General features: G+C 46.9%; 7 protein-coding genes, 1 tRNA gene and 2 pseudogenes. 6 read left to right on the forward strand and 4 right to left on the reverse strand.

All coding sequences use genetic code 11. The features are described 5' to 3' along the window. Window positions 1-24 precede the first annotated feature (24 nt). Both D908_RS14070 and D908_RS14065 read left to right on the forward strand, forming a co-directional pair. Complete coding sequence (locus tag D908_RS14070; RefSeq protein WP_005523237.1) at window positions 25-1,197, forward strand: YjgN family protein; 1,173 nt, start codon at window positions 25-27, stop codon at window positions 1,195-1,197. Then, window positions 1,197-2,192: a M48 family metallopeptidase gene (locus tag D908_RS14065; RefSeq protein ID WP_001223100.1), complete on the forward strand. Its 996-nt coding sequence runs from the start codon at window positions 1,197-1,199 to the stop codon at window positions 2,190-2,192. Before D908_RS14070 ends, D908_RS14065 begins: the two co-directional genes overlap by 1 nt. A 112-nt stretch (window positions 2,193-2,304) precedes the next feature. On the opposite strand, the pseudogene D908_RS0119010 reads toward D908_RS14065, so the two are convergent. The 3 genes and pseudogenes from D908_RS0119010 to pepA form a co-directional block, all read right to left on the reverse strand. After that, window positions 2,305-5,165: pseudogene (locus D908_RS0119010) on the reverse strand (valine--tRNA ligase). A gap of 93 nt (window positions 5,166-5,258) precedes the next feature. After that, window positions 5,259-5,708 carry a DNA polymerase III subunit chi gene (locus tag D908_RS14060; protein WP_001141711.1) on the reverse strand — a complete coding sequence of 150 codons (450 nt, stop codon included), beginning with the start codon at window positions 5,706-5,708 and terminating at the stop codon, window positions 5,259-5,261. Between the two features lie 83 nt (window positions 5,709-5,791). Then, window positions 5,792-7,303 (reverse strand): leucyl aminopeptidase, encoded by a 1,512-nt coding sequence (gene pepA, locus D908_RS14055; RefSeq protein WP_000397175.1) that lies wholly within the window; start codon window positions 7,301-7,303, stop codon window positions 5,792-5,794. A gap of 192 nt (window positions 7,304-7,495) precedes the next feature. Between pepA and lptF the strand changes: the two genes are divergently transcribed. Beyond that, entirely contained in the window at window positions 7,496-8,596 is a 1,101-nt protein-coding gene (gene lptF / locus D908_RS14050; protein ID WP_005523238.1) for an LPS export ABC transporter permease LptF, read from the forward strand. A gap of 3 nt (window positions 8,597-8,599) precedes the next feature. Further along, window positions 8,600-9,669: pseudogene (gene lptG, locus D908_RS0119015) on the forward strand (LPS export ABC transporter permease LptG). A 108-nt stretch (window positions 9,670-9,777) separates the two neighbouring features. On the opposite strand, the gene D908_RS14045 reads toward lptG, so the two are convergent. Continuing rightward, a complete protein-coding gene (locus tag D908_RS14045) occupies window positions 9,778-10,251 on the reverse strand; it encodes an RDD family protein (protein ID WP_001110169.1) in 474 nt (157 codons plus the stop codon). A gap of 190 nt (window positions 10,252-10,441) precedes the next feature. On the opposite strand from D908_RS14045, the gene D908_RS14040 reads away from it, so the two are divergent. Both D908_RS14040 and D908_RS14035 read left to right on the forward strand, forming a co-directional pair. Further along, window positions 10,442-10,526 (forward strand) — tRNA-Leu (locus D908_RS14040). Window positions 10,527-10,682: 156 nt separating this feature from the next. Next, window positions 10,683-11,936, forward strand: coding sequence for an HD-GYP domain-containing protein (locus tag D908_RS14035; protein WP_005523251.1), 1,254 nt, complete (start codon window positions 10,683-10,685; stop codon window positions 11,934-11,936). The last annotated feature ends 497 nt before the right edge of the window (window positions 11,937-12,433 follow it).

Here is a 12,433-nt window from a genome sequence, read left to right on the forward strand (position 1 = left end):
TAAGAACAACGTCAGGAATCATTCATGGTTAATCAACATAAACATACCGTCACCTTCAGTGGTGAGGGTAAAGAATTTTTTGGGATCTGGAGTGTCAATCTTCTGCTCTCCATTATTACCTTAGGCATCTACTCTGCATGGGCTAAGGTGCGTACTAAGCGCTATTTCTACGGCAATACTTTCATTGCGGGCGATAACTTTGAATATCATGCCCTGCCGATGCAAATCCTCAAAGGGCGTTTGGTCGCATTCGCCGCTGTTCTCGTGTGGTTCGTGGCTAACTCTTTATTCCCGATCACTTCATTGCTGTTGCTCTTGGTGTTTTATTTTGCTTTGCCTTGGCTGCTTTGGAGCAACGCCCGCTTTGATTCGGCGATGACCAGCTTTCGTAATGTGCACTTCTCCTTTAATGGCACACTGCAAGAAGCCTATTTCTCGTTTATGGGCAGAGGGATTGGCGCATTAGTCGCGTTGCTGATCTACTTTGTTATTGCTTCGGTCTCAGCGTCTGTTTCGGCAAGTCTTTCTGTCGTCATGTTTATTGGCTCTTTTTTAGTGATGGCGGCGCTCTATGCTTGGGTTATTGCAGGCGTACAAAACTATTTTGCTAATGGTTACCGTTATGGGGATTGGCAGTTTAGCGCCCAACTGACTACGCGCTTCTTCCTGCATACCTATTTAAAAGCAGCGGCAATTGGGGTTGCCTCGGTGCTCGCGATCATCTCTATGGTGCTTATCATGGTGTTCGGCAGTATCGATTTCTCTAATCTTACCAATTGGGAAAGCTCGCTACTTGCGAGTGGCTCACCGTTTATGCTGATCGCTACTGTGTACATAGGGATGATCGTAATGGGTATCGCGGTGACGGCTTATATTACTTCACGGGTACGCAATTACATTTTCTCGCAACTGGTGATGCAGCAAGCTCTGAACGAGGACACAGCCTTTCGATTTGAATCCACTCTCAGTGCTCGTGGTTATACTGGCTTAGTGATCAGTAACTTCTTACTGCAAGCCGTGACAGTCGGTATCGCACGCCCATGGGTGATGGTGAGAACGACGCGCTATCTGGCTGAACGCACTGCTGTGATTGGCGATATGGATGCACTCAAATCGACCGATCAATCTTCAGATGTAAAATCGGCTATCTCGGATGAGTTGGCTCAAGCGTTTGATCTCGGTATCGGGATCGGCTGATGCGTATTACCGGAACCGCTTTCCCACCTCGCAGCTCATTACGTTGCGAGGCCGAGCTCGATCTCTCACAACCCCATTTTCTCGCTTTGCATGTCGATGGTGAGATCATTAGCTGTGCGCAGAGCGATGCTGAAATCAGTGCTCCAGTGGGAAAATTACCGATTCGTTTTCAATTACCCAGTGGCTGGGTTTTCGTTTGTGAACGCAATGCGCAGTTGAACTCTTGGTTAGAACAACACAATAAACCGGGGTGGGTGGATCGGCTGGAAGGAAAGTGGAGCGCTTGGCTAATCGCCGTGGTGCTTGGCATCGGTTTATGTGTTTGGGCTTATGTGGCATTTCTACCTTGGCTAAGCAAAGAGGTGGCGGAACGAGTTCCTGAATCTGCCGCTGTGGTGCTGGGTGAGAAAATTCTGCAAACGTTAGATCGCGATTTAAAACCGAGTGAACTTTCTCTCGCGCAACAAGATGAGATAAAGCAACGAGTTTTCTCCCATCTTAGCCAACTCGAGCCGCTACCTTATCCGATCAAAGTGGAGTTTCGCCACTCAGATATTGGCGCTAACGCGTTCGCTTTGCCCGGTGGAACCTTGGTGTTACTGGATGAGTTGGTGCTACTGGCCAAAACGCCCGAGCAGTTAGACAGCATTATTCTGCATGAGCTGGGGCATGTACATCATCGCCATATGCTTAAACGCTTGGTGCATTCGAGTGTACTTTCGATTGGTGTGGCGCTGCTGACAGGTGAAAGCTCTGGGGTGGTGGATAATCTGGTTGGGATTGGGGTGTTTACGCTCTCCAACGGCCAATCCCGCGATGCGGAAGAAGAGGCCGATCAATACGCGAAACAAGCGATGCAGGCGATTTACGGTAGCAGTGAACCGCTAGCTGAAATGTTTGAACTGTTTCAGCAGCAAGAAACGATTGAGGTTCCGGCTTGGCTCAGTACCCATCCTGATCTCAAACAGCGGATCGATGCGGCGCGTCAGCCTTAATCTCAGGTAAAAGCATTCAGCATCGTTAATCCAAATTAGGTATACCCAAACAAAAAGGCAGCGAAATCGCTGCCTTTTTTCTTTCTATCTATTTTTCTATAAAAAGCTTGGCTTACAGTGCAGCGATGGTCGCTTTCTGCTGCTCAAGTTTCACCAGTGCTTCTTGGTAACCCGCGAGCTTTTCACGCTCTTTGGTAATTACCGCTTCTGGTGCTTTCGCCACGAAACCTTCGTTACCCAGCTTGCCTTCGATGCGCGCAATTTCACCTTGCGTCTTAGCAATCTCTTTGGCCAGACGATCCAGCTCAGCGTCTTTATCAATCAGACCTGCCATTGGGATCATCAGCTCAGACTTGCCAACCAGTGCGGTTGCACACGCAGGTGTCGCTTCGCCATCCGCCAATACACGAATGCTTTCGAGCTTGGCCAGTGAAACTAGCACTTGCTTGTTCGCTTCGATACGCGCGGCATCTTGCTCATTCGCCGCTTTCAGCATCACTTCCAGAGGCTTACCAGGGTTGATGTCATACTCAGCGCGCAGGTTACGGATGCTAGTGATTAAAGCTTTCACCCATTCAATATCATCCAAGGCTTCTTGGTTGAAGTTTGCCGCATCGTACTGAGGCAGCGCTTGCAGCATGATGGTGTCGCCTTCCACGCCATCCACCAGTGGCTTAACACTTTGCCAGATGGTTTCGGTGATGTAAGGGATCACTGGATGCGCCAAACGCAGGGTTTTCTCTAGTACGGTGATCAGCGTGCGACGTGTTGCGCGTTGCTGAGCTTCCGTGCCTTTCCACAGAACCGGCTTAGTCAGTTCTAAGTACCAGTCACAGAATTGGTTCCAGATGAATTCGTACAGCGTATTGGCTGCCATATCCAGACGGAAGTTATCAATGTGACCATTGAACTCTTTCGCAGCCAGCTCGAACTGTGATTCGATCCACTTGTCGGCCAGTGAGTATTCAAGCTCTGCACCTGCTGCAAAACCGCAATCTTGCTCTTCGGTGTTCATCAGCACGTAACGGCTTGCGTTCCACAGCTTGTTACAGAAGTTGCGGTAACCTTCTAGACGCTTCATATCCCAGTTGATGTCACGACCGGTTGAAGCCATGGCCGCGAGGGTGAAACGCAGTGAGTCAGTACCGTAGGCTTCGATGCCGTTTTCAAACGTCTTACGGGTATTTTTCTCGATCTTCGCCGCTAGCTGAGGCTGCATCATGTTGCCAGTGCGCTTCTCAACCAGTGACTCTAGGTCGATACCATCGATCATATCGATAGGGTCAAGTACGTTGCCTTTCGACTTCGACATCTTGTCGCCGTTTTCGTCACGGATCAGACCCGTTACGTACACGGTTTTGAACGGAACTTGTGCTTTTCCATCTTCATCTTTACAGAAGTGCATGGTCATCATGATCATGCGCGCCACCCAGAAGAAGATGATGTCGAAACCCGTTACCAGAACATCGGTTGGGTGGAATACGTTCAGCTCAGGCGTTTTTTCTGGCCAGCCAAGCGTTCCGAAGGTCCACAATGCAGAAGAGAACCAAGTATCCAACACGTCATCATCTTGACGAAGAGCAACATCTGCTGCGATGTTGTTTTCTGCACGCACTTCTTCTTCGTTACGACCTACAAACACATTGCCTTGCTCGTCATACCAAGCCGGAATGCGGTGACCCCACCACAGTTGTCGAGAGATACACCAGTCTTGAATGTCACGCATCCAAGAGAAGTACATGTTCTCGTACTGTTTTGGTACAAATTGAATATCGCCATTTTCTACCGCTTCAACCGCTGGTTTCGCCAGAATACCTGCGCGAACGTACCATTGGTCAGTCAGCATTGGTTCAATCACCACGCCACCGCGGTCGCCGTAAGGAACCGTTAGGTCGTGATCTTTGATTTCTTGCAGTAGACCCAGTTCTTCAAATTCCGCCACGATCGCTTTACGTGCAGCAAAACGCTCCATGCCTTGGTATTTAGCAGGGATCTCTGTGCCGTAAGCATTGCTTGCTTCGCCGTTTGAGTTGAAGACTTCGGCTGCATCACGGATGTTGGCATCAAAGGTCAGAATGTTGATCATCGGTAGCTGATGACGCTTGCCGACTTCATAGTCGTTGAAGTCGTGCGCAGGGGTGATTTTCACACAGCCCGTGCCTTTCTCCATATCGGCGTGCTCATCGCCCACGATAGGGATGCGACGACCTACGATTGGCAGAATGATCTCTTTACCAATCAAATCTTTATAACGAGGATCTTCTGGGTTAACCGCAACACCAGTATCGCCCAGCATGGTTTCTGGACGTGTTGTCGCAACCACGATGTAATCTTTGCCATCGGCCGTTTTCACGCCATCCGCCAGCGGGTAGCGGAAGTGCACATGTGACCTTTGGTCTCTTTGTTTTCCACTTCCAGATCGGAGATCGCGGTGTGCAGTTTTGGATCCCAGTTAACTAGGCGCTTACCGCGGTAGATCAGATCATCTTTGTAGAGACGCACAAACACTTCTTGCACGGCTTTGTAGAAGCCATCATCCATAGTAAAGCGCTCACGATCCCAATCGACAGAGGCACCAAGACGACGTAGCTGCTTAGTGATGGTACCGCCTGATTCTGCTTTCCATTCCCAAATCTTGTCGATGAACGCATCACGGCCGTAATCATGCTTGGTTTTGCCTTCTTCTGCAGCGATCTTACGCTCAACCACCATCTGAGTTGCGATACCAGCGTGGTCAGTACCCACTTGCCACAAGGTATTTTTACCTTTCATACGCTGACAGCGGATTAGAGTATCCATAATGGTGTCTTGGAAGGCATGACCCATGTGCAGGCTGCCTGTGACGTTCGGTGGCGGGATCATGATGCTGTATGCTTCTTTTGATGTGTCACCGTGAGGCTTAAAGTAGCCTTGCTCTTCCCAAGTCTTATACAGATCTTGTTCGATTGATGTTGGGTTGTATGTCTTTTCCATAGTGCTCTTTAATGGATGCTGTGATGGTTAATTCAGTCTATCGCTATAAGTGAGTTCTCTTGGGTAAGAGAGCTTAACTATAAGGATGGACGGTTATGGATACTGAATCTCAACAGTTTGCAGCTGATAACCTGCTTGTCGATAGAGTTTATACCGCTCGCGTGCTAGCTGCTTGGCATTTTCTGCGCAGGGCACGAAGTCTACCACTTCGGCAAAGGTGCGCGCAAAGGTTGTCTGATTATCCGCCAAATTTATTGCCAATTGACGATTCCAAGAAGGGGAGACACCCACATAACCTATCTCAATCGCGGTGCCGGACTTGGGGCCTTCACCCACCAGATTGTGCGCTAAAAACTGTTCGGGTTCGACTTGCCAAAAACGCTCGGCTAATTGCTCGGCATGTTGCTTATCTTGGCATTGCAGATAAATGCGTGCGCCTTGAGAGGCAAAGTGACGAGTCAAATACAGCACGTATTCAGCAAAGCCCGTTGGCGTCGATTGAGCAGAATCTGGGGAAATCAGGTAAAAAGTCGCGGTTGGCATCTTGGTCTCTTGCAAACAATCACCACGCCTGTGGCAGTGGTTTAGGTCTAGCAATGAAAAAGGGCCCGAAGGCCCTTTTGCGATTACTCTTCAGCGTCTAGGCCACCGCTGCGATTAAGCAGGAATTGGACTAGTAGCGAGACAGGACGACCGGTTGAGCCTTTCGCTGCACCCGATTTCCACGCAGTACCCGCGATGTCTAAGTGTGCCCAGTTGTATTTCTTAGCAAATTTAGACAGGAAACAAGCAGCAGTAATTGCGCCACCTGGGCGGCCACCAATGTTTGCCATATCGGCAAATGGGCTCTTGAGCTGCTCATGGTATTCATCAGCCAGTGGCAGACGCCATGCGCGATCGCTCGATTGCTCAGAGGCATTCACCAACTCATGTGCCAGCGGGTTGTGGTTCGACATTACTGCACTGATGTGGTGACCTAAAGCAATCACACAAGCACCGGTTAGTGTTGCTACATCCACCACACATTCAGGCTCAAAACGCTCAACGTAAGTCAGTACGTCACACAGTACCAAACGACCTTCGGCATCGGTGTTTAACACTTCCACGGTTTGACCTGACATCGTAGTCAGAATGTCACCCGGACGGTAAGCATTGCTGCCTGGCATGTTTTCACAGCCAGCCAATACGCCAATCACATTGAGTGGTAGGCCGAGTTTGGCAATGGCTTTCATGGTGCCGAAAACAGATGCTGCGCCACACATGTCGTACTTCATCTCATCCATACCTTCACCTGGTTTGAGTGAGATACCGCCTGAGTCGAAAGTCAGACCTTTACCAACCAATACGATTGGCTTGGCTTCAGGATCTGGATTGCCTTTGTATTCGATGACCGACATCATCGATTCATTGCGTGAGCCACGGCCTACCGCGAGGTAAGAAGCCATGCCGAGCTTTTCCATCTCTTCTTCACCAATGATTTTGGTGGTGATGCTCTCGTAATCGTCAGCCAGACGACGAGCTTGTGAAGCGAGGTAAGCTGGGTTAGCAATATTTGGTGGCATATTGCCAAGATCTTTACAGGCTTTCACGCCAGAAGAAACCGCCAAGCCGTGGGCAATCGCACGTTCACCAAGATTCAATTCACGGCGAGTGGGTACGTTGAACACCAGCTTACGTAGTGGACGGCGTGTTTCTGGTTTCACACTTTTGAATTGGTCAAAGGTGTACAGGCCATCTTTGGTTGCTTCAACCGCTTGACGCACTTTCCAATAGGTATCGCGACCCTTGACGTGCAACTCGGTCAAGAAGCAGACCGCTTCCATAGAGCCGGTTTCATTTAATGTGTTGATGGTTTTCTGAATGATCTCTTTGTACTGACGTTCACCCAGTTCGCGTTCTTTACCGCAACCGACGAGCAGTACTCGCTCAGACAACACACCTGGTACTTGATGCAGCAGTAGCATCTGCCCCGGTTTACCCTCTAGATCACCGCGACGCAGCAGTGAACTAATATAGCCGTCGCTGATTTTATCAAGCTGTTCTGCGACTGGAGAAAGGCGACGTGGTTCAAACACCCCAACAACGATACATGCGCTGCGCTGTTTCTCAGGGCTGCCACTCTTAACACTGAACTCCATGCGTACTCCTACATCCTGAAGACAAATAGAACTAAATGGTAGATAATGCGCTCTTACTTGCTGGATCCCATAAAGGATCGACCTTTTGCATACGCAACCTAACCGTTAGCGAAATTTTCAAAAAATAAAAGGTTCACCGGGAAATTATAGTGATTCAATCAAAAAAACAAGTTTTGCATAGGTAATTTCAGCGTGATTATTGTTAGATATTTGATCCGAGAAACAATAAAAAGCCAGTTTGCGATCTTTTTTGTGCTGTTTTTAGTGTTTCTCAGCCAGAAATTTATCCGTGTTTTGGCGGATGCCTCCGACGGTGAAATTCCTACCAGCATGATCTTATCCATCGTTGGATTGAATATGCCGGCTATGGGGCTGTTAATGCTGCCACTAAGCCTATACATCGGGATTCTGCTCACTTTTGGCCGTTTGTATGCTGAGAGTGAGATAACCGTGATGAATGCGACCGGAATCGGTAATAAATTTTTGATCCGAGCTGCCTTGTACCTCGCTTTGATCACTGCTTCTATTGCTGCTTTTAACGCGCTCTGGTTATCGCCTTGGAGCCAAGATAAAGAAGCGCAATTGATGGAGCAATTTGCGGCGGAAAACAGCGTTGATCTACTGCAAAAAGGCCATTTCCAACGCTCTCCAGATGGCTCGTCAGTTGTCTTTATCGATAATATTGAAAACCGTAAACTGCATAATGTATTTGTTGCACAGTTGGCACCGCGTGATTCAATTTTACCTAGCGTGATGTTTTCTAACTCTGGCGATGTGAAAGAGCTGAGTGATGGCCGCCAGATCATTACCCTCTACAATGGTACTCGCTACGAAGGAGTTCCGACCCGGGTGGATTACATGATCACCAATTTCGATTCTTACGATGGCTTGATTGGTCAGCGTGAAGTGAAATCTTCTGGTCGTGATTGGGAAGCGCTACCTACGCTGAGTTTGTTAAAAAACTCCGATCTTCAAGCTCAAGCTGAACTGCAATGGCGACTTTCTTTAGTTGTGTGTATCCCGTTACTGACGATGTTGGTGGTGCCTTTATCGGCAGTGAATCCTCGGCAAGGGCGCTTTGCCAAAATGGGACCCGCCATTTTGATCTATTTGACCTATTTCCTTGCGCTCAGTGCGACAAAATCTGCTATTGAAGATGGCTCATTGCCAGTGATTATTGGTTTATGGCCAGTGAATGCGGCATTGCTCATCGCGGCTTTGGTTGTTAATACCATGGACAGCATTCCTGTGCGCCGTTTCAAAGATCGATGGAAACAGAGAAAGGTGGCTTAAGTCGTGTTTAAAATTCTTGATTGGTATATCGGTCGTACCATTGTTGCTACAACAGCATTAGTTCTGGTTACCTTTGTTGGCCTATCCGGCATCATCAAATATGTCGAACAGTTGCGTAAAGTGGGTGAGGGGAGTTACGACTTACTGCAAGCTTTACTCTTTGTTGTGCTCAGTATTCCTCGTGATGTGGAAATGTTTTTCCCCATGGCTGCGCTTTTGGGGGCTTTAATTGGTTTAGGTGCGTTAGCATCCAGTTCTGAGTTGGTGGTTATGCAGGCCGCCGGCTTTTCTAAGCTTGATATCGGTTTATCTGTACTCAAAACTGCTATCCCGCTCATGATCGTGGTTACTTTGCTCGGTGAGTGGGGGCCCCACAAGCGCAAAAGTTAGCGCGTGATATGCGAGCATTTGCGACATCTGGCGGCGCTATCATGTCGGTGCGCACTGGTGTGTGGGCACGTGATGCTAATGACTTCATCTTTATCGGAAAAGTAGATAATGAACAGCTGATAGGAATGAACCTGTGGCGGTTTGATGAACATAAGAAACTGAGCACGGTGATTTTTGCAGAGCAAGTGGACTACGTCGGTAACAATGAGTGGTTGATGAAAGATGCTCAGTTAACTCGCATGGTAAACGAAATCGAAATCAGCAAGGAAATCTTGCCAGAGTATCGTTGGCGTACTTCATTAGCTCCCGACAAACTTGCCGTGGTGACTGTAAAGCCGGAAGAGTTATCACTCAGTGGCTTAAGTGATTATGTGTATTATTTGAAGGCTTCAGAGCAAGATTCATCCCGTTATGAGCTCGCATTTTGGAGAAAAATGACACAGCCAATCTCCATTGCCGTCATGATGCTGATGGCGCTCTCTTTTATCTTTGGTCCATTGCGTAGTGTAACCATGGGAGCGCGGATTTTATCTGGTGTGATCGCTGGATTTACCTTCTATATTTCCAGTGAGTTTTTTGGACCACTGAGTTTAGTCTATGGGTTACCTCCATTATTTGGCGCAGTAGCGCCAAGCTTGGTTTTCTTGACAATTGCGTTAGGTCTACTGGGTAGAAAGCTGTGATGCTGTTTATGTGTTAGCTTTAAGATCCCACAAATATAAAAGAGAGGAAGGCATTGCCTTCCTCTCTTTTATTACATGAGTAGTCATAATATGAGTGATAGTTTCTTTTTAATTTACTTTAGGTAAGACCACAATCTTGGTTTTCGCCCAGATATCATGAAAGCCACGTTTTTTCGGGTCAAACAACACCGTTAAGTTGGCCAGCCCAAAGCCTGATGTCGCTAGACGGATTAATGCTTGTGTGACGGAAATGCGATTACCTTCTTCTGTGCAAATATGCAGTTTCCAGGCGCGCATTCCTAACGTTTGACCACCACGAGTCCAGAAATAAATGAAGAAGTAGATCCAAACGAAAACAAGATAAGCGGTGTACACAGGATTCCAGATTGGATGACGGGTGAGTAGGTCACTCGCATCCAGATAGGGAGCATAAGAGATAAGCCCTGCAGCCACCAAAGCCTCGAGCGCGGCGATCACAACACCGCCAGCCATCATTAATATCGCCATCACGATCAATGCGTCATAAATCCAAGCTCCCATACGGCGAAAAAAGCCAGCAGGAGGAAGATCCACATAATTCATAGTAGTCATTCTTGGTTGCTTTAAAGGTGGCAAGCATAGCCAGTGCAAAATCTGAAAGAAAGAGAGCTAACGCACAGCTTAAGACTTTGTGGCTAAATAATCAGCAAACGATTTTATTTTCAATATTTTGCTATTGCGTGGTTTAACTTCTTACGTATAATGCGTTCCATCAAAGGGCAACAGCCCAGATGCCGATGTGGTGAAATTGGTAGACACGACGGATTCAAAATCCGTTTCCTTCGGGAGTGACGGTTCAAGTCCGTCCATCGGTACCATAATTTAAAGAAGCCGACTCAATGAGTCGGCTTTTTGCTTTTTTCCATTTCAAAAGTTCAATCGGTAGTTTCGTAATCCTTTGTTACATGGCTGATGAAGTTATTATTAACTTCTTCTATGATATTTGAGTTATTCACTCAGATGTAATGTAGATTGTGGCAAGCATTAAAATTACAGTAGATAGATTGCAACCAGGGCTTTACATTCGGTTGCCAGTAAAATGGAATGAACATCCCTTCCTATTCAATAGTTTTAAAATCAAATCACAAGAGCAGATCCAACTGATCAAGCATCTTGGTATTCAACATGTTTTCCTTAACCCAGGGCTGAGTGATACTCAACCATTGCCGCCTAATCTTGAAGAAAGTGCACCTGCGGAAGTTCTGCCATCAGTAGATAGTGAAGCGGAAAAGCTCTGGCAGGAAAAACAAAGTCGTATTGAAAAGCTCAATGCTTATCGACGTCGAGTTCAAACATGTGAAAAAGAGTTTGAACGTTCTTTAGCTCGTATGCGTGCAGTCATTAACAAAATTCGTAACCGTCCAGCCGATGCCGTCGGAGAAGCGATACAACTGGTTGATGATATTGTTGATAAGTTACTGAGCGACGACAATGTCACCTTGCATCTAATGAACAGCAAAAGTGAATTTGAAGACATCTATTTCCACTCTCTGAATGTGGCAGTGATTGGCATGATGATAGGTAAAGAGCGAGGTCTTCCTGCTGCGACGATCAAAGAGCTGGCTTTTGCTGCACTATTTCACGATATAGGCAAAGTACGAGTTCCCACAGCGATAGTTCGTAAAAAAACGCGATTGACTGAGCCTGAAGAGAATTACCTGCGCTTACACACTAAATACGGCATCGAGCTGGCGAACAATATTGAAATATTCCCAGAAAGTGCAAAACGCGTGATTGAGCAGCACCATGAGTTAAGAGACGGTTCCGGTTACCCTCTTGGCATGAAAGGGGATGAAATTGATGAGCTCGCGCAGATTGTGGCAGTAGCAAATGCTTTCGACAATTTATGTCACCCTAATATTCCTTCTGAACAAAAGATCCCCTACGTTGCTTTGTCTTATCTTTTTAAGAACTGCAAGCATCTCTATCACGCGGAGAATTTAGGGATCCTAGTTAAGTTTATGGGGGTATTCCCGCCTGGAACGGTAGTGCAGCTCTCTAATGATATGGTGGGATTGGTTATTTCAGTGAATGCAGGGAATCTTCTGTACCCGAATGTGCTTATCTATGATCCATCAGTACCACGTTCTCAAGCTCCGATCATCGATCTTGCTGATAGAGACCTAAAAATCGTTAATGCAATACTACCCAATAAGCTGCCCGACAAAGTTCGTGATTATCTTAATCCCCGCTCTCGCATCTCTTACTTTTTCGATAGTGAGGAATAAAAGAGGCGAAATGGTAGTTCGACAAAAGGCAGAGAGAGTCAGATTATTGCCCAAAAAGATTGGAAAATAATCACCTTGTGGCCTTTTTATTCTAATGAACGTTTTTTTAGAAAAAACTGCGTTTAGGGGCTTGCATTAAAAACGGAGCTCCCTATAATGCGCCCTCACTGACACGGCAGACGCCACAAGGCTTCAGGGCTAGTCAGTTAGGCAAAGACGCTTCGATGAAGAAAGTTGAAAAAAAGAGTTTGACTCTAACAATTATCTCGCTAGAATGCACACCCTCTTCGGTAAGAAAGCTGAAGCAAAACGCTCTTTAACAATATAAACCAATCAATCTGTGTGGGCACTCGTTGATGATAATCGCAAAAGATTTATCAATGAACTGAGTGACCATTTGAATGAGCAATCATTCAGCACAGTCAATTCAACATTACAATGTAATGTTATCAGTATTCATTGAGCCAAACTTTAATTGAAGAGTTTGATCATGGCTC

It is taken from the genome of Vibrio mimicus CAIM 602 (assembly GCF_000338875.1).
GTDB classification, from domain to species: Bacteria; Pseudomonadota; Gammaproteobacteria; order Enterobacterales; family Vibrionaceae; genus Vibrio; species Vibrio mimicus.

Coding starts and splice junctions, on each gene's coding strand:
- D908_RS14070 (WP_005523237.1), top strand. CDS start 25: ATGGTTAATCAACATAAACATACCGTCACCTTCAGTGGTGAGGGTAAA.
- pepA (WP_000397175.1), bottom strand. CDS start 7,303: ATGGAGTTCAGTGTTAAGAGTGGCAGCCCTGAGAAACAGCGCAGCGCA.
- D908_RS14065 (WP_001223100.1), top strand. CDS start 1,197: ATGCGTATTACCGGAACCGCTTTCCCACCTCGCAGCTCATTACGTTGC.
- D908_RS14060 (WP_001141711.1), bottom strand. CDS start 5,708: ATGCCAACCGCGACTTTTTACCTGATTTCCCCAGATTCTGCTCAATCG.
- D908_RS14045 (WP_001110169.1), bottom strand. CDS start 10,251: ATGAATTATGTGGATCTTCCTCCTGCTGGCTTTTTTCGCCGTATGGGA.